This is a genomic window from Cupriavidus sp. MEYA8, assembly GCF_059278825.1.
Map to the genome: position 1 here is coordinate 557,406 of NZ_JCAEMD010000003.1, position 22,766 is coordinate 580,171.

The 22,766-nt window shown below is 60.8% G+C and carries 27 protein-coding genes and 1 pseudogene; 12 read left to right on the forward strand and 16 right to left on the reverse strand.

Annotated features, from left to right (window positions below):
* Positions 1 to 4 precede the first annotated feature (4 nt).
* From AC5WJ1_RS30475 to AC5WJ1_RS30490, 4 genes are all read left to right on the forward strand, one after another.
* Positions 5 to 505 (forward strand): type 4 pilus major pilin, encoded by a 501-nt coding sequence (locus tag AC5WJ1_RS30475; RefSeq protein ID WP_494477174.1) that lies wholly within the window; start codon positions 5 to 7, stop codon positions 503 to 505.
* 196 nt (positions 506 to 701) lie between these two features.
* Positions 702 to 1,181 carry a hypothetical protein gene (locus tag AC5WJ1_RS30480; protein WP_494477175.1) on the forward strand — a complete coding sequence of 160 codons (480 nt, stop codon included), beginning with the start codon at positions 702 to 704 and terminating at the stop codon, positions 1,179 to 1,181.
* 7 nt (positions 1,182 to 1,188) lie between these two features.
* The gene (gene pilV, locus AC5WJ1_RS30485; protein WP_494477176.1) at positions 1,189 to 2,436 is read left to right on the forward strand and encodes a shufflon system plasmid conjugative transfer pilus tip adhesin PilV; all 1,248 of its coding nucleotides are present in this window, start codon (positions 1,189 to 1,191) and stop codon (positions 2,434 to 2,436) included.
* 9 nt (positions 2,437 to 2,445) lie between these two features.
* Positions 2,446 to 2,925 carry a hypothetical protein gene (locus tag AC5WJ1_RS30490; protein ID WP_494477177.1) on the forward strand — a complete coding sequence of 160 codons (480 nt, stop codon included), beginning with the start codon at positions 2,446 to 2,448 and terminating at the stop codon, positions 2,923 to 2,925.
* 72 nt (positions 2,926 to 2,997) lie between these two features.
* Here AC5WJ1_RS30490 and AC5WJ1_RS30495 read toward each other — a convergent pair whose 3' ends face one another.
* The 6 genes from AC5WJ1_RS30495 to AC5WJ1_RS30520 form a co-directional block, all read right to left on the reverse strand.
* Entirely contained in the window at positions 2,998 to 4,017 is a 1,020-nt protein-coding gene (locus AC5WJ1_RS30495; protein ID WP_494477178.1) for a CAP domain-containing protein, read from the reverse strand.
* A 94-nt stretch (positions 4,018 to 4,111) separates the two neighbouring features.
* Positions 4,112 to 4,753 carry a hypothetical protein gene (locus AC5WJ1_RS30500; RefSeq protein WP_494477179.1) on the reverse strand — a complete coding sequence of 214 codons (642 nt, stop codon included), beginning with the start codon at positions 4,751 to 4,753 and terminating at the stop codon, positions 4,112 to 4,114.
* 21 nt (positions 4,754 to 4,774) lie between these two features.
* Positions 4,775 to 4,927 carry a YqaE/Pmp3 family membrane protein gene (locus AC5WJ1_RS30505; protein ID WP_494477180.1) on the reverse strand — a complete coding sequence of 51 codons (153 nt, stop codon included), beginning with the start codon at positions 4,925 to 4,927 and terminating at the stop codon, positions 4,775 to 4,777.
* Between the two features lie 480 nt (positions 4,928 to 5,407).
* Positions 5,408 to 6,445 carry a CAP domain-containing protein gene (locus tag AC5WJ1_RS30510; protein WP_494477181.1) on the reverse strand — a complete coding sequence of 346 codons (1,038 nt, stop codon included), beginning with the start codon at positions 6,443 to 6,445 and terminating at the stop codon, positions 5,408 to 5,410.
* A 4-nt stretch (positions 6,446 to 6,449) separates the two neighbouring features.
* Positions 6,450 to 7,622 carry a FlhC family transcriptional regulator gene (locus tag AC5WJ1_RS30515; protein ID WP_494477182.1) on the reverse strand — a complete coding sequence of 391 codons (1,173 nt, stop codon included), beginning with the start codon at positions 7,620 to 7,622 and terminating at the stop codon, positions 6,450 to 6,452.
* A 2-nt stretch (positions 7,623 to 7,624) separates the two neighbouring features.
* Entirely contained in the window at positions 7,625 to 8,791 is a 1,167-nt protein-coding gene (locus AC5WJ1_RS30520; protein ID WP_494477183.1) for a hypothetical protein, read from the reverse strand.
* Positions 8,792 to 9,471: 680 nt separating this feature from the next.
* Here AC5WJ1_RS30520 and AC5WJ1_RS30525 point away from each other — a divergent pair.
* The 6 genes from AC5WJ1_RS30525 to AC5WJ1_RS30550 all read left to right on the forward strand — a co-directional run bounded on the left by AC5WJ1_RS30525 (position 9,472) and on the right by AC5WJ1_RS30550 (position 13,283).
* Positions 9,472 to 9,780 (forward strand): hypothetical protein, encoded by a 309-nt coding sequence (locus AC5WJ1_RS30525; RefSeq protein ID WP_494477184.1) that lies wholly within the window; start codon positions 9,472 to 9,474, stop codon positions 9,778 to 9,780.
* Positions 9,781 to 9,882: 102 nt separating this feature from the next.
* Complete coding sequence (locus AC5WJ1_RS30530) at positions 9,883 to 10,311, forward strand: hypothetical protein (RefSeq protein WP_494477185.1); 429 nt, start codon at positions 9,883 to 9,885, stop codon at positions 10,309 to 10,311.
* A 4-nt stretch (positions 10,312 to 10,315) separates the two neighbouring features.
* Complete coding sequence (locus tag AC5WJ1_RS30535) at positions 10,316 to 11,101, forward strand: hypothetical protein (RefSeq protein ID WP_494477186.1); 786 nt, start codon at positions 10,316 to 10,318, stop codon at positions 11,099 to 11,101.
* Positions 11,102 to 11,113: 12 nt separating this feature from the next.
* Entirely contained in the window at positions 11,114 to 11,680 is a 567-nt protein-coding gene (locus AC5WJ1_RS30540) for a single-stranded DNA-binding protein (protein WP_494477187.1), read from the forward strand.
* 217 nt (positions 11,681 to 11,897) lie between these two features.
* Positions 11,898 to 12,974 (forward strand): primase-helicase zinc-binding domain-containing protein, encoded by a 1,077-nt coding sequence (locus AC5WJ1_RS30545; RefSeq protein ID WP_494477405.1) that lies wholly within the window; start codon positions 11,898 to 11,900, stop codon positions 12,972 to 12,974.
* 102 nt (positions 12,975 to 13,076) lie between these two features.
* A complete protein-coding gene (locus AC5WJ1_RS30550; RefSeq protein WP_494477188.1) occupies positions 13,077 to 13,283 on the forward strand; it encodes a hypothetical protein in 207 nt (68 codons plus the stop codon).
* 75 nt (positions 13,284 to 13,358) lie between these two features.
* Here AC5WJ1_RS30550 and AC5WJ1_RS30555 read toward each other — a convergent pair whose 3' ends face one another.
* Together AC5WJ1_RS30555 and AC5WJ1_RS30560 are read right to left on the reverse strand one after the other, a co-directional pair.
* On the reverse strand, positions 13,359 to 13,490 hold the full coding sequence (locus AC5WJ1_RS30555; RefSeq protein ID WP_494477189.1) for a hypothetical protein: 132 nt from the start codon (positions 13,488 to 13,490) through the stop codon (positions 13,359 to 13,361).
* A 546-nt stretch (positions 13,491 to 14,036) separates the two neighbouring features.
* Positions 14,037 to 15,035, reverse strand: coding sequence for a PRTRC system protein D (locus AC5WJ1_RS30560; RefSeq protein ID WP_494477190.1), 999 nt, complete (start codon positions 15,033 to 15,035; stop codon positions 14,037 to 14,039).
* Positions 15,036 to 16,125: 1,090 nt separating this feature from the next.
* Here AC5WJ1_RS30560 and AC5WJ1_RS30565 point away from each other — a divergent pair.
* Together AC5WJ1_RS30565 and AC5WJ1_RS30570 are read left to right on the forward strand one after the other, a co-directional pair.
* Positions 16,126 to 17,283, forward strand: a complete 1,158-nt coding sequence (locus tag AC5WJ1_RS30565) for an integrase domain-containing protein (RefSeq protein ID WP_494477191.1) — start codon at positions 16,126 to 16,128, stop codon at positions 17,281 to 17,283.
* 41 nt (positions 17,284 to 17,324) lie between these two features.
* On the forward strand, positions 17,325 to 17,549 hold the full coding sequence (locus tag AC5WJ1_RS30570) for an HU family DNA-binding protein (RefSeq protein ID WP_494477406.1): 225 nt from the start codon (positions 17,325 to 17,327) through the stop codon (positions 17,547 to 17,549).
* A gap of 101 nt (positions 17,550 to 17,650) precedes the next feature.
* Here AC5WJ1_RS30570 and AC5WJ1_RS30575 read toward each other — a convergent pair whose 3' ends face one another.
* The 8 genes and pseudogenes from AC5WJ1_RS30575 to AC5WJ1_RS30610 form a co-directional block, all read right to left on the reverse strand.
* Positions 17,651 to 18,547, reverse strand: coding sequence for a DNA/RNA non-specific endonuclease (locus tag AC5WJ1_RS30575; protein ID WP_494477192.1), 897 nt, complete (start codon positions 18,545 to 18,547; stop codon positions 17,651 to 17,653).
* Positions 18,548 to 18,604: 57 nt separating this feature from the next.
* Complete coding sequence (locus AC5WJ1_RS30580) at positions 18,605 to 19,195, reverse strand: hypothetical protein (RefSeq protein WP_494477193.1); 591 nt, start codon at positions 19,193 to 19,195, stop codon at positions 18,605 to 18,607.
* Positions 19,196 to 19,305: 110 nt separating this feature from the next.
* A complete protein-coding gene (locus tag AC5WJ1_RS30585; protein WP_494477194.1) occupies positions 19,306 to 19,512 on the reverse strand; it encodes a hypothetical protein in 207 nt (68 codons plus the stop codon).
* Between the two features lie 55 nt (positions 19,513 to 19,567).
* Positions 19,568 to 20,620 (reverse strand): RNA-guided endonuclease InsQ/TnpB family protein, encoded by a 1,053-nt coding sequence (locus AC5WJ1_RS30590; RefSeq protein ID WP_494477195.1) that lies wholly within the window; start codon positions 20,618 to 20,620, stop codon positions 19,568 to 19,570.
* A gap of 127 nt (positions 20,621 to 20,747) precedes the next feature.
* The gene (locus AC5WJ1_RS30595; protein WP_494477196.1) at positions 20,748 to 21,869 is read right to left on the reverse strand and encodes a phage Gp37/Gp68 family protein; all 1,122 of its coding nucleotides are present in this window, start codon (positions 21,867 to 21,869) and stop codon (positions 20,748 to 20,750) included.
* Positions 21,866 to 22,072: a hypothetical protein gene (locus AC5WJ1_RS30600; protein ID WP_455289523.1), complete on the reverse strand. Its 207-nt coding sequence runs from the start codon at positions 22,070 to 22,072 to the stop codon at positions 21,866 to 21,868. The genes AC5WJ1_RS30595 and AC5WJ1_RS30600 overlap by 4 nt, the downstream gene beginning before the upstream one ends.
* A 47-nt stretch (positions 22,073 to 22,119) precedes the next feature.
* A pseudogene (locus tag AC5WJ1_RS30605) lies at positions 22,120 to 22,278 on the reverse strand (ATP-dependent helicase); the annotation flags it as partial.
* Positions 22,278 to 22,727, reverse strand: a complete 450-nt coding sequence (locus tag AC5WJ1_RS30610; RefSeq protein WP_494477197.1) for a hypothetical protein — start codon at positions 22,725 to 22,727, stop codon at positions 22,278 to 22,280. The pseudogene AC5WJ1_RS30605 and the gene AC5WJ1_RS30610, both read right to left, overlap by 1 nt.
* Between the last annotated feature and the right edge of the window lie 39 nt (positions 22,728 to 22,766).

A 22,766-nucleotide genomic window follows, 5' to 3' on the forward strand; every position in this document is an offset into this window, starting at 1 on the left:
TCACATGGATGGAATTCTCGGGCGCATCGTCGCCATCGTCTTGGGCCTGCTCGCACTGGTAGGCATTGCTTATGCCGGCTACAACGGCTTTCAGAGTCACAAGGCCGGCGTCGTTGCGACGAACATTGCGCAGGTGATTACGAACGCCCGTGCCGGGTTCTCGCAGGGCAACAACGGCTACACGAACTTCACGACGGCGAACGCTCCAGCGATGATCACCGGCGGGATGTTTCCGACGGACATGGTCCGCGGTACGACGCTGGTCGATCCGTGGGGCAACGCAGTCACGCTGTCGTCGGCCAACAACGGCTCCCAGGGCGTCATCACCTTCGGCGGGGGCAACGCACAGACGGCGAAGCAATGCGTGAGCGCGGCTCTTGGCCTGAAGGACTACGTGACGCTGACGGTAGGCTCCACGACGTTCAATCAGAACAACATGCCCGACCAGGCCACTGCAGGCGCGGCGTGTAGCGCTACTGCGGCCTTCGCGCTCACCTTCCAGTAAGCAAGCAGGGCGGCCGCCTTAAAGCAATGTGTGAGCGCGGCCCATGGCCTCAAGGACTATGTATTGCCGGTCGTTGGGACCACAACTTTCACGCAGGCTGCCTTGCCAGACCAAGCGACCGCGGGCCCTGCGTGCAGTGCAACCGCTACCTTCACGCTCACCTTCCAGTGAGGTCGAGGTCCCCAGGAGAAATGTCATGGGTTTCCTGATCATGCCGATCGCCACGGTCCTGTTCTGTCTTGGGGTCGTGGCCCAGCTTGCGCAGCTGTCGCAGGCGGCACCAGGAGCCGGTGTTCCCGGGCGCATGGAATCGGTCGCGACTGTTACGGCACAGCAGGCGCAGGCCTACGGCGCAGCCTGCATAGCGACTGCCGGGGCTACGCCCGGCCTGGTCGGGGCGAGTGTGCTGCCGGTGCTGCCGGCGGGCATGACGACCCCTGCCGGCGCGGGCTGCATGGCCGTGGCCAACCCCGCCGGTGGGCGCGACGTGTACGGGTATGTGCGCGTGTCCTCAGGGGCGGGCGGGTCGCTGCTCGGCACCACCCAAGGCAGCCTGGCGTGGTTCCGCGTCCGCAGTCAGGGCATGGCCGTCAATCTTGCTACCGGCATGGCTTACAGCGTGCCGGCGAACATTCCCATTGGGGCGCTGGTCCACTGGGTCCAGCTGAACACCTGAGAAACGCATGGAAGCGATCCTCGGATATCTCATCGCGCTGATGCTCTCGATGCTGAGCCTTGCTGGCTTTGCGACGTGGGCGAAAGCTGGCGTCACGAACGTGCAGACCGCAGCCGCGGCGAGCCAGATGCTGGTTTTTGATAAGGCCGCCCTGCAGTTCGTGCAGGACGAAGCTGCAACGCTGGTCGCCCAGGCCACGGCGAGTGTGCCGGTATCGGTCACGACGACGATGCTGGTCAATGGTGGCTATCTGCCCGCCGGATTCTCAGCGACGAACGTCTTCGGGCAGACCTGGCTACTCCAGGTCCTGCAGCCAACGCCAAACAACCTGCAGGCGCTCGTCACATCGCAGGGCGGCCGTGCCATCACGGACACGCGCCAGCTGGTGCAAATCGCCGCACAAGCCGGTGCGCAGGGCGGCTTCGTGCCTTATGCGGGACAGAACGGCGATCCAACGATGGTGTCCTCCAAGGCCTATGGGGCATACGGCGCATGGCAGGTGCCGCTGGCGAACTACACCAACCCGGGAAGCGGCCGTCTGGCGTCGTTGCTGGCATTCGCTGGCGCGCAAGCAAACAACGGCTATCTGTACCGGGTACAGGTTCCGGGCCATCCCGAGCTGAATCAGATGCAGACGTCGATCGATATGGCGGGCAACGACGTCAACAACGCTAGGCGAGTAACCGCAAACACGTCGCTGACGAGTGGGGGCGAGACCTACCTCACCAATACCGGCAGCCCCGGCGCGGCCTGCAGCGTCGATACCTCAGCCCGTAGAAGCACCACAGGCACTGGTTTCGTGATCTGCTCCGGCGGAATCTGGCAGCCCGTTGGTACTGCGGTGGCAAACGTCTTTGAAGGTATGTGGTGCGGAAACAATGGCCAGATCGCGACAGGTGGAACGAACATCGGCTACGTCTGCAAGGGCAACAGATTTATCGCCTTGAATAACGCGTTGGGGAATTTGTCGATCACGCGGAAGTACGAAAACGTGTCGGACGGCATGACGTTCGGCAAGGACAACTGTCCTGGTGGCACCGCCTGGGCGATGTACACACCCAAGCAGGAAATGGTGAATATCACTGGCTACGTGATGCCGCCCATTCAAGGCACGTATTTCTCGATGAACGACTATGGCACCTACTGGTACGCGCAAGCCAGCGCCATGTCGCCAGCCGCGTGGTACAGCGGCAACGACACTGGCGCGCTTGGCGGTCAACTGCTGGGCACCGTCACGACAGGCTGCATGTACTAGGACCAATGTATGAAGCGCATTCTTTTGGCATGTGTTCTCGCTGCCGGGTTCTCAGCAGCGGACGCACAGTTGTACACATTCCCGGCCGCGCCAATGACCGTCGCCGACTGTCGGTCAGGGCAGGTATGGATGAAGAATCCCGACAATGGCCTCCCGTACTGCGGGGTTCCCGCGCCGCCGCCGCCACCGCCTCCGCCGCCGCCGCCCCCGCCGGCATGCCAGTATGAATACAAACGCTTCGCCATCTATATCGGGGATATGGGCTATTGTTCAGCAGATGGCGGCTGTTCGGGCACGGGATACATGATTTACTACGGAGGCGCCATTGTCGCGAGTGAAATGTGGGTTGACACATGGGATTGGCCCTCTCTTAACGCTCGCGCCGTTGCAGCCATCGCAACCACTGGATACAGCCTCGGCAGAGGCCTTGGGACCGAACTGGGCAATGGCAACAACATGGGAGTCTCCATCAACGAAGTCTGCCGGTAGAAAGACAGAATAGCGACTTCAAAAGAGACCCCGTAGGGGGCCTCTCGCTTTCGTGTGTACTTGCAGCGCGTCTTAGAACGCGGTGAAGCTCCACGACTTGCTGACTGCCACGCCATTGCGAGCGCCGCTGAACGTAGCGGTATAAGTGCCGGCTACCAGAGGTTGCGTCGGCAGCATGAAGACCACGCCAGCATACAGATTCCTGTCTTCGATCGCGGTGGTCATGGAACCGGCCTTCGCCTTCGACGGAACCAACACCCGCACGGGGATCGAGGCACCGCCATTGCCAATCAGCGTGAAGCTTGCCACGGTTAGCACGTCATTGGCATTCGGAGCTGGTACTCTGAACATAACTGGGTGGCCTGCGCTGGGTAGGTCTGGAGCCGGGCTAGGCGACTCACCCGCAGCGTTGAAGAATCCTACAACGTTTTCGCCATCAACTGGCGAGTAGGCAACACTGTTGCTGGCCATCTGCTGGCCGCCCCATTGCGGGAGGCCGTATCCGCCGCCCTGCGCGCCTGTAACTACACCGAAGTTCATTACGCAGTAGCCATCTCGTACAGCGAGGCCGACAGACTCTTGATTTGACGTGATTCCTTGCAGGTGATAAACGGAGTTCTTAAATGTGCCGAGGCACGCTGACATCATGCCGCCATATGCGGCTTGGCCAATCCATTGGTTCTTTGAGGCCCCAGCAGCCAGCGCTTGATCATAGGGATTTGCACCTGTGAAGCCCGGCTTGCCGGCCGTTTCTTCATGCGTGACGACCGAGTTGGCGTTCAGGTACCCGAGGTGGTTGTCTGCGGCCTTATCGAGGGCTGCATCCTGCTTCAATGCGCCAACGCCCATCTTGATCCGATAGTCGTTCAGGGCATTGAATGCTGCCAGGCGCAGGTCGCCACCGGGGTAGGTAGATGCCTTGGCCGTTGTCGCGGGGGGTACCGACGTTGGTTCCTGGGGAGTCGTCGGCGTGGTAGGGGGCGGGCTTGCCTGCTTGGACCCGCCGTCGTCGCCACCGCCGCCACCGCAGGCGGCAAGGGTCAGCAGAGCAGCAGCAGATACGATGGAGAGTGCGAATTTGGTATTTTTCATTTTTCTTCTTCCTTTGATTTGGATTCGAGCGTCCGGTTAAAGCGCTTGGTTCTAGTTTATCGAGCGCTTCGCGAAGTCAAGTCGACCGAGTAAGTTAATTGCCACCTGACTTAAAAAGGCGTTCGTGCATCCATCCTTCGCTCGTTGCGACTAGGACAGTCTTGTCGCTTGCCTTTTCGCTCGCCGCCTTGAGTTGCGGGTAGGCAGCCCGCATCTCGGGTACTTTGGTCCAATCGGCAGCATCCACGATCTCGTAGGTGTAGTTCACCTGGGAAACCTTGGATCCGAACATATCTGCGGGCTGGGTAAAGTTGTCGACTTCGACGACCTTAAACTTGCCACCACAGAAGCCGTCCCAGTTCTCGATATTTCCGCCGGCGCCCTTAATCAGAAATTTTTTTCCCAATTCCGTGAGCCCATACTCAGTTGCGGGAATTGGCGTCTTGTTCCACGGATTTGGGCTAGGCATCTCTGCTTCCGCCTCGGACAGCAAGCCAGCCTTGGCAAGGGCCGCCGCCTTCTCGGGATTCCTCATAAAGCGCAAGCCGTCCTTTTTTTCGATCTTAAAAGGGAACGACTTTGCCGGGGCCATGACGCAGGCGCCCTTGGTCTTGTCGTAGTAGTCCTGAATGGCTGCCTTGAAATTACTTTTGGTGGCGTCTTGTTTGCTTCCGCATCCCGTGAGGGCAAGCAGTGTGACCGCCGAGGCGATTGAAAGGGTGAGCCTGGTGTTCATGATTTTGTCGTGTATCGGCGATCAGTTCGCACGATTGTTGAGTGAAGCCTGAATGTTTCTGTCGATTTTGTATTGGCTGAGCGCGTACGCGGACCAGATAGCTGCCGGAATCCAACCGATCACGGTGATCTGCAGGATTAGGCGGATGATCCCCGCAAAGGGACGGCCAATCATCAACACCTAGACGGCAAATAGGAGTCGAAATTGACCCCCGAAAAGAGGGGTGTCGGACGATTCTTACGGCTTGCGGAGCGGAAGCGGTGCACCTCACCGCGAGCGGTAGAGCGACGTTCCGCAGCTGTTGCAGATGTGTCATTGGTGCACTGCGATGAAGGGCTGTTCGCGCCAGAGGCGGATGCTTCGAGATCCGCACCGATAGCACGACATGCCTCGCTCGGTAACACAAGCTGGATACTTGCGCGCATACTCGCTCACCGTTGGCAGGCCTTTGCGGGTCAGCACGAATGCGAGCAAGCCAAAGTACGAGAAGACCATGCACGCGAGCGCCCATGGCCATGCCCACCGTCCCTCCTGACTCGCCCACTTGAACGCCAGGTATGCGGGCAATGCGAAAGCGATCGCAATTGTTATCCATTCCATTTTAGATCTCCTGTTGTCGCGTCTGAGCAGCCCCTTCATTCTCGGAGGGGCTGGCTATCGGAAGGCTGTGGTGGTGGGCGTTGCAGTCTTGAAAGTCCATGAAATGCTCACAGGCTTGCCGGCCCGAGTGCCCGAGAATGAAGCCGTGTAGGTCTCGCGGTCTGCCAGGGGCGAGAGCGGTAGAAGGAAGGCCGCGTTGTTGCGTAGGTACTCGTCGGCAACACCAACAGAACCATCCGCCTTCGCGGCTGGGGACACCAATACGCGTGCAGGCACCTCGGCGCCGTTGCTGGCCACAAGTTTGAAAGCCGTCACGGATAGCACCTCCGCGAGCGCGCCGTTGGCGTACACCATCAGAGGCCGGCCTGGTGTAAGCAGGTCTGGCGCGGGATTTGGCGACTCGCCGGCGAAATTGAACCCGCCCTGCACACCGATGTCGCCGTCCGCCGGCACAGTGACGAAAGTTTCAGCGTCAAACTGCTGACCGCCCCCATAGGGCACGCCGTTGGGAGTAGGGCTTGGCTGCGTGGCAGTGCTCGTGCCAAAGTCCAGAACGCAATGGTTCAGGCCTAAGGCACCTGTGCTGCTGTACCCAATACCGATGGATTCCTGGTTGGTCACAAGGGACTGCAGGTGATAGACGGTGTGATACCACTGGTCGACGCAGCCGAGGCCAATCTCTCTGTCGTACGGCCTCCTGGCCGCGCCCACGACTTCGGCTACCCACTGGGAATTCCCGACTCCGGCCTTCTGCGCGCGCAGCAGTGGCGTGGCCTCGTAGAAATACTGAGAGTCCGCCGTTTGATCGTGCTGAGCCACGCTGTGTGCGCTGAGATAGACGGCGTGTGCCTGGGCAGCCGTGTCGAGCGTGGCGTCCTGCGCGAGCAGCCCGACACCAAGCTTCTGGCGCAAGGTGTTGACGCCCGTGAAGAGCGCGAGCTGTCCAGAGCCTTCGGAGTAGGTTGGGTCGGCGACGTTCATCCTGAGCGAAGCTGCCGCGGGCGCCTCGGGCAACTGGACGGGCGGTGGCGCGCTGCCATTTGCCCAAACCGGGCCCGCGCAGCACGCTGCGATGACGAAGTAGTCTCGCATTGGCCTAGTTCCGACGCCCGCCACGCGAGGGGGTCAACGACCCGTTGCAGCACGGGCAAAGGAACGACTGCGAAAGCTCGATCCTCGCGGAGGAGTTCGATGCCAGATAGGGTGTGCCGCACTTCCGGCAGGGCCAAACCGCAAGTTCCTCGCTCGTCGACATAGAGCGGGCCAGATGCAGGGAACGCTCGGCCGGGACCTTGCAATCGTCCGCAAAGAAGGCCCGGTGGATGTCTAGCATTGCGACGAAGCTTTCCGGCGTCGAGACGTCACAGGCGATAGCGGACCGAAACAGCCAGATCTGGAATGTCGCCTGAACGCGGCGTTGCGCGGATTCGAGATACCACATCAGCGAAGCAGGAGGTTGGCCGGAGGGCGAGGACTTCCCGTGTATGCGTTGGTAAGTCTTCCTCGTATGCTCAATGCTGGTATTGAACAGCGAACAAACGCTCATGGCCCGACAGCTAAAGGACAGAAACGCTTCGAACAGAGCATCGCGTTCGAACGTCTCCAGGCGGAACTTGCCCCATACGCCAGAGTGGGGCAAGCGGTCCGAGCGAAGCGGCGAGGTCTCCATCAGGTAGTGGGCAATCATCTCCCGCGAGAGTCGGCCTGTGTGGATTTCCAGCCAGAACATCTCGTCCGCAAAGCGCCAATGGAAGAGCGGTATCAGACGCTCGGTCATGGCCACGTCGAACTGGTGCTGCGGAACAGAGCGCAGGTACGACGCCAGTTCGTTGGAGATGCCGATCAGCGGTGCTGCCAACACCGACATGTTCAGGAGGTCGTACACAGCATTGATGTACGAACGGTTGGTGTGCTCGAGCGCCAGTCTGTCCACCACTGATAGGCTGTGAGGCACCATTGCTTTGAGGTGTTCCATCGTGACCGTCGGCATCCTGCCCTCAATGAACGAATGCCAGTCCTCCACGGTCGTGAGCGTCGGTGCGTAAGCAAGGAATGGCGTCCCCAATACCTTCGACGACTGACCGATATTTTCACGAAGCGACCGAAGGTTTTCGCTGGAGACTCTGAAAACGTTCTCCAGCGTCGGATGCACCGAAACCGTGTTCAGGACGTAGTTGCTGATCCGGAGATTCGCGGAAAGCACGCGATCTCGCACCCAGGCCGGGAGAACAAACTGCTCAAAGATGGAACGGGTAAGCGTGGATTGCATCGTCAAGCTCCAGTGATAGCGATCATTTCGTTGTGGAATGCCTCCGCACTGCGGCGCAAGGACAACAGCGCGGCGCCATGTTCCTTTACCTTGATTGCCTTGACGGAGCTTCGAAGCTTGGCGAGCGCATCATCGAGATCGGCCTTCAGGCCGTCGATGCGCAGCGCCAGGCTTCTTGAGTCAGCCTCCTTTGCCTCGTGTTGGTCAAGTTCGGCGTTGACCTCCGCCAGTCGTCGCTCAGCTTCCTTGACTTGCGCTTTTGTGGCGTCGAGCCTGCTGCTTTCACCGATGACGGCGTCGGATAGGTCCTTGTATTCAGCGGGAACGACTTCGACCTTCACCTCCCTCACTACCTCTCGGATCTTTGAATCGGCCAATGCCTTCTGCAAGGCTTGTCGCTCTTCGTTCAATCTGGTGATGGAGAGCTGCAGGCTGTCCATGGCGTGCTGCTGGGACGTGAGTGCGCCAGAAGTGCGATCCAGTTGCTCCTTCTGCGCAGCATTAAGCGCGTCTGCAGAGTTCATTTGCTCGCGCATGTGGCGCATCTGGGCTTCGAGATCGCGCTGGCGCTCCAGACTCTCGTTCAGTTGCTCTTCCGCGGCTTCCAGCGTGGCCATGACGTGATTGAGGTCTTGATGCGTGCGGCGAGACCACTCGATATAGGGGAGGATCTCCTTGCGCGAATAGGATTCATCGTTCTTGCGCGCGTCGATGAACCGCTGTACTTCCTCGTTGGTGATGTCCGAACGCTTGAGGATCGTCAGCTCGCCAAGGTTCAGAAACGTCAAGGCGTCGTGGTTCTCTGAGAAGTGATGAAATGCCTGCAGATACTTGATTACAGAGGCGCGTGAAATGCGCATGCCCCTGACGGCGAGGGCGTACAGACTGTCATCGGCTTCCTGGCGGGCGCGCGGCGTGTCGCCCAATCGCTTTTGCACGCACGTCAAGATGGAGTGGTAGATCTGGAATAGCCGAGACCCGATGGCGGTGTGTTCGGCCAGGATGCGTTTCCGGGAGAGCTCGATCTCCTGCGCTGCCTGCACGATGCGCCCGATGGCGCCGGCGTCGATAAAGTGACCCAGTTGCTGGGTCACCAGTTCGCGCAAAGCGTTTGGTGACTTTGGATCGATCAGATTGAATTCGCGACTTTCTTCTTCTTTCTTCTTCATTGTTTGCCCCTACGGGATGGTGTTGTGGCCCCGGTGATCGCGGCAGCCACTTCAACTTACACGGTAGAAGCACATGTCAAGCAGACAACGGATGCAGCGAACTTGGGTCGGAAGCATATGCCGATGTCGAGTGCTTAACGGAACCGAAAGCTATGGAAAAACAGCCCGCTTTCGAAAGTCAAGTTCGAATCAGTAGTGCTTCGCTTTGCTTTTTATCGACTTGCACCATTCGAATTAAAGGTACCACCCCCTTCAGATGGGGATGGTTGTATAGACAAGTGGACCCCTCTGTCGGAAGTTATGCAAGGAACATGTTCCTTTCGGAATTGCGAAAGCTCGGGATTTTGACTAGCGATTCGAAGGCGAGGCCCGATGCAACAGCGCGCTGCTTGTCATGCATTGACTAGCCGTGTAGAGTGCAGACACCTCTAGCGTCTTCGACGCATCGACTTGGCGGCCAGATTGCACTGACATTCCGCTTGGGCTACACAGGCCCACTTGGCGGTCCGCCCCGACTCCATTTCTTTCCGCACGCGAGCAGCGTTCTTTCGACATGCATGGCATGTCGCAAGCGCGTTGCCGTACAAGCGCGCCTCATTGGATTCCTTGCTCTTCCGAGCATCGAATAATCGCCTGGCATTCGTCCAGGAAATTTCTTTGACTGTTTCTCGTGAGAAACCATGGAATCCTTTGCCAATAACCTGATCAAGCGCCCGCTCAAGCTCTTCGCCTTTTGCATGGCGCTGTATCTGGCGTCTCAGTCTTTCATCGTCGGTGTGTTTGTTGTCGCAATCGCGTTCTTCTACTTGAAGGAGAAGGCGCTGCAGTGGAGCAGGGCTGTACCGGCCGCGCCGAAGGTCTCGATGCCGGAGCACAACTCCACGCCGAAGCCTTCGCATGACCAACCCGCGGAACCTTCCGAGCGGAAGTACGAGCGCTCGGCAGTGGTGACGCCAATACGACGTACGGGAACGCACGATCGTTCCTAGTCTTCTTGCCGCCCAGATCTCCTGGGCGGTTCTATTCCACCTGTCACGGGTACCCGTTACCCGCCGGCAGGTGGGTCTCCGGGTATCTGACCGGAGACCATCATGGAAACAACGACAGCGGGATGGCAGCTGGACTTCTTTGGTGAAGCTGCCGCCATCGTTCGCCCCCCTCCTAAGGTCGACCCATTACCGGACCCTTCGCTTTGGAGCGAGTCGGTACGAGAAGGGATGGTCGATGCCCTGATCAGCCTGGCCTGCGACAGTCGCCGCGGCGACAACATGCCGGAGTCGCTGATCGACTGCACTGAGCTGCTGCGCGCCCGTATCAAGAACAAGCCACTGGAACTGGAGGAGTACTCCATGACTTTGGGCTGGATCTTCGGATACTGGGATGGAGCGCTTCCCTATTCCTATGTCTGTGCAGTCTCCGGCGTCAGCCCGGAAGTCTTGCAAGACGTCATTCTCAACAATTCCCGCCTGCGAGCCGATCTCGATGGAGTGAAGCGCATGTGCTGCGGGTCTCTTCTTTGAAACCATGACACTGTTCCAAGTCATCAAGCAAGCCGCTGCCGCCATCATGGGCCAGCCGGCTGCGCCGTTGCCGCGCGCGGATGAAGTCCCGGTGGGCGCTGGCGCGGACAATGAGTACCAGATCCTGATCAATGGCGTACCGAACCTGTTTCGTGATGAAGGCGACCATGTCGTTCACTTCGTTGCCGTCTTTGATAGTCAGATTCAGCATACGGCCTACGGCGACAAGGTCCTGCCGGAAGTCGTTCCGCGCTGGAACAAGCTCGGGCGGCATGCGGGCGATGGCGTGACGCCGCAGTCCGTCGCCGAATGCGTCATGCGCCAAGCGGAGGAGCGCAAGCCAGTGGCAGCGCCTGCAGCCCCGGAGCACTCGGCCGAGTCGCGGCAATCAGGACACGCTCAACATCCGATGCCGCAGCGTGCACCCGTCAAGTCGGCGGAGGCTCGTCAGGAAGGGCATGCCTCCCGGTCTAACTACACGGTCGGCACGCTGATCGAGTGGGGAGAAATGGAATTCCCGAATCGCAAGCCTGGCGGCAAGGCGACGTACACATCCTTCGCTGTCAAGTTGGACACCAGTGCCGGCGAGAAGACGCTGCAAGGTGAGGGTCTGAAAGACGCCCTGGCTGATGTCGCTTGCAGCATCGGCGACCGCGTAGGCATCAAACGCTTGCACAAGGAGAAGGTGCCCGCCTTCAACCACGGCACCGGGCGCCCCATTCTGGACCCTGCTACCGGCGAACAGAAGCTTTGGGATCGCTGGGTCTGGCAAGTGAACCGTATTCATTGACAAGGAAGCAACATGGCATCCGTAAGCAAGGTGATTCTCGTAGGCAACCTCGGCGCTGACCCGGAAGTTCGGTACATGCCCAGTGGCGACGCTGTGGCCAATCTCCGCATTGCTACCACCGACCGGTACAAGGACAAGCAGAGTGGCGAGATGAAAGAAGCCACTGAGTGGCACCGCGTCTCGGTGTTCGGAAAGCTGGCGGAGATTGCTGGCCAGTACCTGCGCAAGGGCTCGTCGGTCTATATCGAAGGCCGCATTCGTACGCGCAAATGGCTGGATCAGTCCGGCCAGGACAAGTACAGCACCGAGATCGTCGCAGATCAAATGCAGATGCTTGGCAGCCGCGGAGGTGCGAACGACGGCGATAGCGATCCCGCTACGGACCGCGCAGCCTCGCAGCAAAGTCCTGACAGCACGCAGCGTTCGGCCCCAACGGGGCAGCGCCAGCCGCCGGCGCGTCGGCAGCCCGCACAGCCGCCGTCGAGTGGCTTCGGGGATTTCGACGACGATATCCCGTTCCGGCACCCGGCAGCGCTCGACGGGATTCCGTTCCGCTATGACGGTGCGCCGATGTATTGACGTGTAGCTCGTCGCACTACCCGTTTTAACTGTCTGCTACCGGGTACACCGGTAGCAGCAGTCACTTTCTCCAGGCCGCCCGGCCATTCTTCCTTCGCTTCGCGAACGCGATGCTGAAAAGACCTTCTGGCTTCTGCCGGGATGTCTTTTGAGCAAGCGTACCTTCGCCTGTCTCAGGCATCGACAAACCTTCTCCACCTGGAGTCATCCCATGAAGCTGAAAGACCTTAGTGAAATTGTTAAAGGCTGGTCGTCCGACCAATGGGACGCTCTGGTTGCGCAGTACCTTCCAGCGTCCGCTCTTACCGACGCCTTCTGGCGTGGCCGCTCTGGACCGTGTCCAATGTGTGGGGGGCGCGATCGATTCACTTACACCCGCAAGCGGAATCGCGGCGACTGGGTATGCCGCAAGTGCAACGACGGCAGCCCAGCTGGCGGCGACGGACTTGAGCTTGTCCGGCGATACACCAGCATGTCTTACTTAGAGTTGAAGTGCCGGCTGAACGGCCAGTCGATTGACCCCGTTCCGGTCGTCTCCCATAAGCCGCGGCCATCACGACAGAAGGCTATGAGTCCCGCAGATCTGTTGCGCTGCGTGATGAAGCAAGTCAATTCTTCGAAGCCGTTGACGGCGGGCGACCATGGCATGCGTTACCTAGCTGCCCGCGTTCCTGGCTTATGCGCACCGCCGCCGCAGGCATTGCGGCTTGCCACGCAGGAGTACTGGCATGAGAAGGAGATCGTAGGGCGGTATCCCACAATCGTTGCTGAGTATCGGCTACCAGATGGAAGGATTGCGACGGTCCACCGGACCTCGTTGGATCCTCACAAGGCTGAGAAGGCGACGGTCATTTCGAAAGACGGAGAGATTCTGCCCTCGAAGCGAAACTACCTGACAGCGTTGCCGCTCGATGGTGGAGCAGTTCGCCTGATGTCTCCGCGAAACGGGGAGATCGGTGTCGCAGAGGGCCTGGAGAGCGCGTATGCCGCATACATGCTGTTCCGCGTGCCGACCTGGTTCTGTCTGAACCGTGTGGAGTTGAGCAAGTTCGTGGTGCCTGATGGCTTGGGCATCCACACGGTGCACATCTTTGCGGACTTCGACAAGGTCGACGTGAAGACGGGCAAGTCCCCCGGGATGGCCGACGCACTGACGCTGCAAAAGCGGCTACGTGCGGTCGGTTTCAGTGTTGTCCTGCATCGCCCGAAGGTCCGTGGCACGGACTTTTGCGATCAATGGCGAACGGAGTACCAGCTTCGCCAGATGTCTCAACAGGCTGTCGTTGCTGCCTGACTTTAACCGCCACCGTCCAGTGGCTCATATTCAACCTCCGCCCTGTGGGTCCGACCCACAGGGGCGGAGTCCCCCGCGTGGCAGGTCTCACTGGAGAATGCAATGCCGCAAAAGGGTTTCACAATGATTGTCAATAAGCTGCACATTCATGCCATGCGCAGCACGAAGAACCATGACGTGCAGGCCCGTCAGTCGGAAGCGCAGTTCTTTCACATTTATCGCCGTGACGAATCTGGAAGGATGGTGTTCGTAGAGCGCAGCCTGTCTCTCGACTCCGCATTGGATTACTGCTTGCCGACGCTGCACTGACCCGGCCTTCCCTTTAACGACAAAGCCCAGCAATTGCTGGGCTTTTTTCCTTTTCGCACGACGCGCGCTGTGTGGTCAGCCCGCCTTCCGTGCCTTGAGACCTCGATAGCGGGACACCACCCCCTCGATGACGCAATAGCAGATAACTACTGCAAACACAAATCGGTTGATCTCGTGGTTGGTCGAAAGATAGTCGAAGAATTGCATGGATATGATTCCTTTCGCTGCTTCGTTGACCTCTAGATTGCCATGGAATTCGAGCGAATCAAGGGTGGCCCGTCAATGTGTCAATCGAAGAACCTGGACATCGCCGAATTCACTGCGGTCAGATCGAGATTGCCGGGAGGGGGGACCGATTGATTCTCAGGCTCCCGGGGCGCACTGCTGACCGCCGCCTTGGAGGCAGTTTGGGAGCTCATGGCAGTGTCTACTGGCCGGGCTTCACGGCGAGCTGGGGCTGCACTGGATGGAAGCAGCCCCTGAACCGGAGCCGGGACCAGGGCAGGTGCAGGGGTGGGAACCGGATTCCGGTCTGGCCGGTAGGTAAGCGCAGCAAGGATCCCGCCGGCGGGCGGCTGCACAACTACACCGCTACCCGCCGAAAGCATTGCTTCCGCGCCCAACTCCGCCAGGCGACGGAGGACCTCCGCTCGCAGGCGGGGATCACTGATCTCGGCGAGCTGGGCGCAAAGCCGCGGCGTCGTCAGCGGGCTGAGGGCAACTTTGATCGCGAGCTTTTCCATAGCCAGTTACTCAGCCTCGGGCTTGACGCGCGCTGCCGATGTCAAAGAATCCCCGGACATTGGCGTAGCATGGGGACTCCATGGCGACAATGTGCGAGCGGGGGAAGGCAGCACGGATGGCGCCTGAGTACAAAGCGCTACCGCCACCGGTCAGGACGATCGCCGCGATATCTTCCGTGCGGCCCACCCGGGTCTGCATCTCCTTCACAGCCATTTGGCACTGGGCCTTGGCGACTTCGAAGTACGGCCGCAGGTCGACCATCTTGTTGTAGTAGCGCATAAGCTTGCCCTCGCGCAGTGACTTGTCGATGCGCTCGATGTCCCCGGTCGGCTCGCCGCCTTCGTCGGCGGAGAGGAGCATGGCCACCTGCTTGTAGATCCGAGAGGAGCCACCCGGCACGCCGCCACTACGGGTGTCGTCCATCATGTAGCCGCGGGCGACAACCCAGTCGGTCGTGAAGTAGCCGACATCCACAATCAGGCAATTGTCGTCGGGGTCCAGTTCCTTCCCCGACTGGCGCATGAACGTCACCAGTGAGCCGAGGGGTTGGGGGAGAGCGACGACGCGCTTGATCGTGACGTCGCCGGCGCCGAAGTCATGGACGCCGGTAAATCGCTCCTGCAGGGCGCCGGCATACTTCTGCAGCGTGTGGACGGGAAGGCCGAGGATGAGTTGGCCAACGTCCCTGGCCTGGGAATAGTGAAGCGCACCAAACAGCAGGGCCGCATACTCAGGCGTGGTGACGAAATCTTCCGACAGGGTGCGCCCGTTATTACCATAGGCCGAAGTGATTGAGACGTCGGGGCCTACCTCGTATTCTGCGCCATCAACAGTCACATGAACCACATCGCGAGCCTGGAAGTAGCCACCGCCGTGGCTGGCGAGGCTGGATGCCGAGCGCGTGGGGGCCAGCGATGGAAACATGCGGGTCGCCACCTCAGCGCCGAGGGGGAAGGCGAACTTGGTGTTTCCATAGCCGACATCGACCGCAATGGTATTGGTGCTCATTTGAAGCTCTCCTTGGCATGTTGAACGGTGTCGGAGCGCGGTGGTGTTACACGTCTGTTAGACGTCTGACAGCACGGGCTATCTAGTGTCATCAGGTGTAAGCAAGTGAGACCAGGGTGTGAGCCCATCTATCACCTGCGGACACGCCCTAACACCTGCTCTCCGATCCCTTTCGAATCTACTCCGCGCGGCGCGAAGTCAAGTTTTCAAAAGCTCGCGAATTTGCCGGCGATTTCGTTGCGACGGCTCGGAGCTTTGGTTTATGCTTGGCATACCTTCAGCGTCCCCGACGCATCGACCTCGCCGACATCTGCGCGGCAAATCCAACACCCAAAGCCGGGCAACCGGGCCTTGCGGTGCCAGTTGTTCACGCCGGAAATTGAACCGGCATTTTTTTCAATCTAATCAAGTGGACCGTGTCGGATAGTGAGGACACCGGACACCGCGATACCAAGCCGATTGGCGGTCTGTTCGTGAAAATAGACCGTAGTGTGGACAATTCCGAAGCCGGACACCGGACAGGTGCTCTGTCGAATTTCCACGAATGCCCGACGTCCTTTCAGCCGATTGGCTGGGCGCGGATCACGAAGCCCGACACACTGCGGCGGGAATGATCCGGCTTTGGGGCGGGGAGCTGGTGCGTACCGATACGACGGTGGACGCAAGCTTCTGAGCAATATCGACCCGGGGGGCGCTACCGGTACCAGAACGGCGCAACAAGTAATCACCCATCACGGCATAGGCCGGAGGCATTCAGGACTTGATCCTGGCGCCATCCGGACCGGCATCGCGAGGTGCACCGGATAGGGTGGCCGCGCAGCGGCGTGCAAGGCCGAGGCCTGCACCCTCACAGCGGACAGTCACGACGCATTGCTTCCATGCTCAGGGCTGATCGATTTGGCATCGCTAAAGGACAGGAAGGTAGTGGCAGGACCGGCTGGGTGGGCCGGTAAGCCTGGGGTGGTACCCCGGTGCACCGAGGGGGCAATGCCGGATCGGGGTCGGCGCTGTCCAGCAATGAGCGGCGGGCGTCCATGGGCGGGCATTCGCCTGGCGCCGCATGCGCGAAGCGCAACCATCCGAGGACCGTATGATCAAGACTATCCACCTGCGCCCCATCATTAATAAGTACAACCTGCCAGAACGGTTCAAGACTGAGTTTGCATTGCTGGCGGCAGAGCATTTGCATCTGCCGCATAGCGGAACGCGAGTGAGCGGCAGATCGCTGTCACAAATGTCGCAGCGCCAGCGCGTGCAAGCCCAGCTTGCAATGTTTGTGGAGCTGCGCAGCGCCGGCGGCATGGCCGTGAACTCGCCTTACAGCATCCGGCAGAAGCACATCCGCTGGCTGGTCCAGTACTGGGTGGGTGACCGGAAGCTGAACGTGGGAACAGTGGAGCTGCGCCTCACCCACCTGCGTGCACTGATGTCGTGGATGGGCAAGACCAACATAGTTGGGCGGATCGACGACTATGTAGAGCGGCCGGCAGGATATGAACGGTCCTATATCGCGCGCGAGGACAGATCCTGGGACGGTAAGGGCATTGACGCGGCGGCAAAGATCGCTGAGATCGAGGTCACGGACGCGCATGTCGCGCTGCAGCTCAAGCTTGAGGCTGCTTTTGGCCTGCGGGCAAAGGAAAGCTGGCGGCTGCGGCCGGCTTTGGACGTGCTGCCATCGGGGATGCTGCATGTGCACGATGGCACGAAGGGCGGAAGGCCCCGCCGCGTCCCGATCGAATTCGGCTGGCAGTACGAATTGCTTGGCAAGGCTGCGACACTTGCTTATGTCACCAATCCTGAAAAGGGCACGCTGATTCCTGGGACGTACAGCCAGAGCCGTTGGCGCCGGCGCTTCTATACCGTCCTGGAGAAGCACGGTGTGACCAAGAATGGTGAGGGCGTAACGGCGCACGGACTGCGCCACCAGTTCCTTCAGCAGATGTACCAGCGGGAGAGCGGCCAGGCCGCGGCGGTGAAGGGCGGAGGGAAGGTTGTGGATGTCCAGGCTCACCGGGATGCTATGCGCAAGGTGGTGGAGGCGGCCGGGCACAGCCGAGTCACGAAGGCGAACGCCTATCTATCGACGTACGCGACGCAGCTCTCAATCGGACGGGCTGATCCAACGCTGGAGAAGGCCAAAGCTGCGATCGCCGCGGCCGGTGGGAACAAGGCTGTCGCGGCGCGCGAGCTCGGGATCTCGCGAGCAAAGCTGTATCGGATTCTCGCGCGGGAGGGGAATCGATGAGGCACACGGCTAGAGTGATTGCTCTCTGGGCAACTGGACGAATCCGGTGGCGGACACTTTTCTATGCTGTCCGAGAGCGGCCGGCGGCCGTCGTTGGCAAGGGCGAAGGGCTGAACCTGGTCGGTTTCGGGTCCTTCAGCAAGGGCGAGCGAAGCGAGCGACTGGCGCGCAATCCGTGCACCGGCGAAGAGATCAAGGTGGAAGCTGCCAAGACCGTGAAGTTCAAGGCCGGGCAGCGATTCCCGGAGGCCGTCAATCAGGAGTGATCAGCATTCGGAACAGTGTCTGCTTTGCGAAAGGCACGTCTTTTGGCGTGCCTTTCGTCGTATTGGAAGGAACATGTTCCCCCCGCGGTCGCGAAGACCGGCTAACGTGCGTAGGCAAGGGCCAGCGACAGGATTGCGCTTGCGTCCCGGACAAGGTGTTGGAGAGAATCCGGCGCCGGCGAGGCCGCGGCGGCTTCGCCCGATGCAAGCCATGCGAACGCGACGCGGCGCGCCGCCTTCTCACCAGGGTGCGGGGTGGGAAGGGGCAGGTCCATCGCCGTGGCGTTCATGGCCTTGGGGAGTGCCGGAAACGGGTCGATCCCTGCAAAGTGCAGCAATTCTGCGACGCTAATGACACTGTACGCGGGCGTCGCGTCGTTGCGGACAATGTAGACTGCAGCGCCAATGCCTGGCACGTGGATCGCTTTCCAGATGAAGTCGGGGATGCGCACGTGGCCCAGCGTCCTCGGGGTGCCGACGAATGCGGGGCCGGTCACCACCTGGATCGCACCGTGCTGGCGGGCCAGCCTGCGTGTGGACGTCTCGATGTGACTCCAGGTGCGGCGGTTCGACACGCTGTGTTGGGGGATAACGTTCGCGAGGCTGAAGCTCTCGGCTTGGGACGCCTTGTCCGGGAAGTCGCCGCTCGGGGCGAGGTGCCCTCGATCCATGCCCGATCCGCGTCGGTAGTCGGCCAGCCTGGCGCGGTCGGCTTCGGGCAGTCGCTCCTCTTCGTAGAAGTCGCTGTCGCGTGGCAGCTTGCGCGCGGCGTCGACGGCCTCCCGCGTGAGACGCTCGGCAGACCACAGCGCGGTGCGTGTCTGGCTCGAATAGAGAACGGCGTAGGCACGGTAGCACAGCAACTGCGTGCGGCCCGCTGGTTGAGTCGTGGGTTGGCCCGTAGGCAGGACGTGAGCACAGGCCTGTCCCGTGTCCCGTGCGCTTGCCGTGAGGGATGCAAGGGAGAGAACGACTGCTGCGAGAAGCTGGCGGGTCATCTGAGGGGAATTCCGTGGAAGTGGATACGCCTTCAGCTTGCCCGCCGCTGGGCAAAGTCAAGGCTGCCAATGATCCGGCAGGCTGTCGATGGCCTTACCGACGAATTCTTCCATGTCGAGGAGCGGCCAATCCTGATCCGCCAGACCCTCCTCCGCGACTTCCGCGGCCAATGCTGGTACATGCTCAAAGCGCACCATCGGAGCGCCGTCGATATGGATGATCTTCGCGCGCTGCAGCAACTTCTGGTAGCGGGCGGCTTGGGAGAGAACGGTTTCGGGTGGGCCGACGTGCTTGGACTCGTAGCAGGGCTGGGCCAGAGCTGCAGCCATCGCCGCGAACATCGGCCCATTGGTTTCCCAGTCGCTGGTTGTGGAGGCGAGCAGGTTGAGGAAATAGGGGATGTCGGAGGAGGTTAGGGCACGCCGGGCCATCATGGAGATAGCTTCCTTGTCGGCCGGGCGGAGGTCGACGCGGCTATTCCAGATTGCGCTGAGTTGTGGGAAGGTGGCGTCTCTATTCCTGGGATCCCCCTCGACCGGTGGCGTTGAGATCCCGCATTCGTCGCAGGCGATCACGGCTTGGAGCCGGCCGGCGACGTAGGTGGGTGCGCCGTCGCAGTGAGCGCATTGAAGGAGGCCGCTAGGCATGGCGAGATCCAGTGCTGAAAAATGCCGGAATTATGCCTGCCCGCGGCTCGGGCTCGGTCAGTTCAGCTCGTCGACGTGATTTAAAAGTCCGTCCGCTGGCAGCCAGATAATCAGCCGTAGTGTTCATAAGGCCTCTTCGTGGAAGCCCTGAGCATCTCAGCGTGGGCGCGCAGGGCCGCGCCGATCTGCCAAAACTCGTTTAGCCAGTGACCGGGCTCGCCCATCGGCCCGCCCATCCGGCCGGTGGCGATTGCGCCCCGAATGGCAAGGACGGTCTCGGGCTCGGGATATTCTGGGTTGTTGTCGTGGTGCTGCATTTCTAACGGTTTGGGAAGCCCCTTGGAAGGGCAGGTGCATTTGACGTCCTCCTGCCTAAACGCAGGGGATTCCCACACCTGGCGATGCACGTCCGCATCGGAGAATGTTCACCGCAGCATTGGTATCGCGGTCATGCACGACACCACATCTACTACAGGTCCACTCTCTTATTCGCAGTCCTGCGATACCTTTCGGCCGCGTCGTGCTGTCTTTCGAACCGCACGCCGAACAGGACTGGGTAGAACCGCTTTCGTTCACTTCCTCAAACGTGGCTCCGTGCGCAATCGCTTTGTAGCGGAGCTTGTCCCGGAAGGACGACCAGGATGCGTCGTAGACGCTCTTCGCCATCCTGGTTTTGGCGAGTTTCACAGCCGACACGTTGCCGACTGCGATGTAATCGAAGCGTCGGACGAGATCGAGCGCGAGCTTGTGCTGGAAGTCGGCGCGGGCATTAGCCACCTTGGCATGCAGCTTGGCGATATGCCGCTTGTGCTTTCGCGCACGTTGCGCCTTCGCCAGTCTTTCCGCGGAATGCCGGCCGAACCGGTCATTGGGGAGTTTCTCGCCGGTCGAGAGCGTTGCGAAGTCCTTCAATCCAAGGTCGATGCCGACGCCAGCTTCGAGCGGGCGTGCCGGCACATCAGCAACCTCAATCACGATGTTGAGAAACCAGTTCCCGCGCGAATCCTGCGCAAAGTTTGTGCCGTCCTTGATCTTGCCTTCGGGCAACAGGCGGCTATTGAACACGCGGAAGGTATTCCCGGCAAAGCGAAACGCCTCGCCCTCTCGTTTCAGATCGCGGCCCTTCAGGGGCACCCAGCCAAGGCACTTCCTGCCGCGGTATCGCAGGTAGGGACGACGGTGCTGGCAGCGCGATTTCGCGTACTGCTCACACGTCGCGTTGACCGTGCCGGAATGGATAGCGAGTTCCTTGCTGCTACCGGTGGTCAGCACGTTCAGATCGAACCCGCTCGGCCACTTCTTCCCCCATTTGAGCGCGTGCTTCTGCGTGTCATTGCAGAAGTTCCAGACGTAGTTCACCGCTCGGCTCTGCTTGTTGAGCAGGCCGTTGAGCGACTTCACCCGGTAGCGGTAGACAAGAATCATGCCGCTCATTCTAACGTGGGAATGCCGTCTCTCGGCGGCGCTCCTTTCACTCCCCGCCATGAATGGCGAGGTTTCTCTGAGCATATCTGATGAATGGCGTCGGGCTGGAGCGGGCCTGGCTGTCGCATCAGACAGCTCCGCGAGCCAAGGCGCGCTGGCAGGCCTCGGCCACGTCAAGAGAGGTGACAGGGAACGCGTCATGCAGGGTTCCGTCAAGCAGCCGGCCTGATGCCTTCTTGCCCACCCGGTGCATCACGGTGACTGGGAAGCGGCCTTCGTCGCGCGCCCGGATGAAGTCGTCTCCCTTCTGCAGCTGCTGGCCGTGCTTGTCGAGGCAGACGCCGCCGCCGATCCAGGTGCTGGCCTTACTTACCCATTGCTCAAACGTCTCGAACGTTCGGAATACCGGCTCGCCGGAGGTCGTGAGCACGGAAGCGGTATGCCACTCGCCCCACTGCTTTAGGAGGAAGGGCACGCCCGCCGCTGCACACTGATCCCGCAAGCTACGCGACCATGCCGGGTGCATGGGGCGCGCGTCGCCTCCGCTCTCACCGCCTGCGATGATCCAGTCGATCGATCCAGGGTTGAATTCGTTGCCAGACGTGTGCAGCAGCTCGCCCGTGATCGTCGAGAACACGTCCACGTGGCTGAGCAGGGGTTCCATGGACAGGAAGCGGGTTTTGGCGGGGACCCGAAGCAGCTTGGGAACATCGCGTTCCGCTTCAGCCTGATTGACGATGGTGGCCCCCAACCAGATATCCGCGGGTGCGTTGCCTGCAATCCACGTGGCCAGCCAAGGCACCAAGGGATTCTCCGCGCAGTCGTCGCGCAGCATCAGTGCATTGAACGCGTCGCCCAACCGTTTCATGGCGTTGCCGATGCGCTTGGTCAGCACCAGCTTGTCAAGGTTCGGCGTCTGCCGCCATACGTCGAGCATGTCGATGAACCATTCGATCGGCACCTCGTTGTCGAACACATCGGCCAGGCTCGCGCAGAAGACGCGCTGCCGGCGGCCGTGCACCGCGGCGAAGGCGGCGTGCGCCAGGTTCCAGCGGAACGGCTTGCGCCAGTTGGCAGCGGACGTGCGCCGGCGTGGGGCGCCGGGCCCCCAGTTCTGGGCCTGGCCACCGCCAAAGCGGGCATTACGGGTCTCGGCGTAGCAGTGGTCACAGCCCGGGCCGATCTTCTGGCAGCCCTCCCACGGATTCCAACTGTGGTCGGTCCATTCGATCTTCGTGTTTTCGCTCATTGTTGGTCGTCCTCGAACAGGTCCAGGGTGCGGGTGTCGCGCTCAGGCGGGTTGGCCGCGACGTGCACGCGCGAATCATTTGAGCCGCAGAGCTCGCAGACGCCACGCCCGTCGCTGACTGGCGAGTGCGGCAGCGGCGCGCGGTTTTCGAAGTCCGTAGAGCCAGGTGTTTTTGGGGAGATTTGAGGGGCGGCAGGTTTCATGGTGGGCTGGCTGGTTGATTGATCGCGAGTACATGGAATTCAGCGTACTTGTTGAAGGCGAGGTAAAGCCCTCGCGCCCGGCCGCGCGCCTCGGCAGCCAGGCGCAGCGTCGACGTCTTGCCGGCACCCGCATAGGCCTTGACCTTCACCGCGCCGCCAGCGCTGACTGCGTCGACAACGGCGATCTGCTCGTCGGTTGGGACCATCAGGCGATCTCCAATGCGGTTTGCTCGGGCAGCGAGGCCAAGACTCGTCGGCGGATGGCCAGCGTGTCAGCGCGGGCGACTTCAGCGCGCCGTGCATACTCGCCGCTGACCGTATCGACGATGTAGGCGAAGTAAAGGGCGGTGGTTGGCCCGGTCCATGCCTGCCACTTCGCGCGGATCTCCGCACGCTGGTCATCAGAGAGCGAGTGGTAGATGGAGCGCTTCTGGCGCCAGACTCGTGCGTGCAAGGCGCGCAGTGTTCTCTCAAGGCTGTCGGATCGCCGTTGCCGGCGGGCAAGTTCCTCGTCGGAAGAATGCTGCTCGGCCGCCACGTGGTCTGCAAAGAGCGGGTACCTGTCGCGCTCGCGCTGCTGTTTGCGCGCGAAAGCGGCCTGGCGACGGGCGTTGAAGTCGATGGGGGTGTGGCGTTCGAGTCTGGAAAAGCGCATGGCGGCAAGGTTTTAATGGTCTGAGACCACGATACCGGC

Bases quoted from the DNA above. Each gene is read 5' to 3' on its own strand.
- AC5WJ1_RS30515 (WP_494477182.1), bottom strand. From the start codon at position 7,622: ATGCAATCCACGCTTACCCGTTCCATCTTTGAGCAGTTTGTTCTCCCG.
- AC5WJ1_RS30480 (WP_494477175.1), top strand. From the start codon at position 702: ATGGGTTTCCTGATCATGCCGATCGCCACGGTCCTGTTCTGTCTTGGG.
- AC5WJ1_RS30495 (WP_494477178.1), bottom strand. From the start codon at position 4,017: ATGAAAAATACCAAATTCGCACTCTCCATCGTATCTGCTGCTGCTCTG.
- AC5WJ1_RS30585 (WP_494477194.1), bottom strand. From the start codon at position 19,512: ATGCAGCACCACGACAACAACCCAGAATATCCCGAGCCCGAGACCGTC.
- AC5WJ1_RS30475 (WP_494477174.1), top strand. From the start codon at position 5: ATGGATGGAATTCTCGGGCGCATCGTCGCCATCGTCTTGGGCCTGCTC.
- AC5WJ1_RS30560 (WP_494477190.1), bottom strand. From the start codon at position 15,035: ATGAGCACCAATACCATTGCGGTCGATGTCGGCTATGGAAACACCAAG.
- AC5WJ1_RS30595 (WP_494477196.1), bottom strand. From the start codon at position 21,869: ATGAGCGAAAACACGAAGATCGAATGGACCGACCACAGTTGGAATCCG.
- AC5WJ1_RS30505 (WP_494477180.1), bottom strand. From the start codon at position 4,927: ATGATTGGCCGTCCCTTTGCGGGGATCATCCGCCTAATCCTGCAGATC.
- AC5WJ1_RS30550 (WP_494477188.1), top strand. From the start codon at position 13,077: ATGCCGCAAAAGGGTTTCACAATGATTGTCAATAAGCTGCACATTCAT.
- AC5WJ1_RS30555 (WP_494477189.1), bottom strand. From the start codon at position 13,490: ATGCAATTCTTCGACTATCTTTCGACCAACCACGAGATCAACCGATTT.
- AC5WJ1_RS30500 (WP_494477179.1), bottom strand. From the start codon at position 4,753: ATGAACACCAGGCTCACCCTTTCAATCGCCTCGGCGGTCACACTGCTT.
- AC5WJ1_RS30600 (WP_455289523.1), bottom strand. From the start codon at position 22,072: ATGAAACCTGCCGCCCCTCAAATCTCCCCAAAAACACCTGGCTCTACG.
- AC5WJ1_RS30490 (WP_494477177.1), top strand. From the start codon at position 2,446: ATGAAGCGCATTCTTTTGGCATGTGTTCTCGCTGCCGGGTTCTCAGCA.
- AC5WJ1_RS30525 (WP_494477184.1), top strand. From the start codon at position 9,472: ATGGAATCCTTTGCCAATAACCTGATCAAGCGCCCGCTCAAGCTCTTC.
- AC5WJ1_RS30520 (WP_494477183.1), bottom strand. From the start codon at position 8,791: ATGAAGAAGAAAGAAGAAGAAAGTCGCGAATTCAATCTGATCGATCCA.
- AC5WJ1_RS30535 (WP_494477186.1), top strand. From the start codon at position 10,316: ATGACACTGTTCCAAGTCATCAAGCAAGCCGCTGCCGCCATCATGGGC.
- AC5WJ1_RS30610 (WP_494477197.1), bottom strand. From the start codon at position 22,727: ATGCGCTTTTCCAGACTCGAACGCCACACCCCCATCGACTTCAACGCC.
- AC5WJ1_RS30540 (WP_494477187.1), top strand. From the start codon at position 11,114: ATGGCATCCGTAAGCAAGGTGATTCTCGTAGGCAACCTCGGCGCTGAC.
- AC5WJ1_RS30530 (WP_494477185.1), top strand. From the start codon at position 9,883: ATGGAAACAACGACAGCGGGATGGCAGCTGGACTTCTTTGGTGAAGCT.
- AC5WJ1_RS30510 (WP_494477181.1), bottom strand. From the start codon at position 6,445: ATGCGAGACTACTTCGTCATCGCAGCGTGCTGCGCGGGCCCGGTTTGG.
- AC5WJ1_RS30580 (WP_494477193.1), bottom strand. From the start codon at position 19,195: ATGCCTAGCGGCCTCCTTCAATGCGCTCACTGCGACGGCGCACCCACC.
- AC5WJ1_RS30590 (WP_494477195.1), bottom strand. From the start codon at position 20,620: ATGATTCTTGTCTACCGCTACCGGGTGAAGTCGCTCAACGGCCTGCTC.
- AC5WJ1_RS30575 (WP_494477192.1), bottom strand. From the start codon at position 18,547: ATGACCCGCCAGCTTCTCGCAGCAGTCGTTCTCTCCCTTGCATCCCTC.
- pilV (WP_494477176.1), top strand. From the start codon at position 1,189: ATGGAAGCGATCCTCGGATATCTCATCGCGCTGATGCTCTCGATGCTG.
- AC5WJ1_RS30565 (WP_494477191.1), top strand. From the start codon at position 16,126: ATGATCAAGACTATCCACCTGCGCCCCATCATTAATAAGTACAACCTG.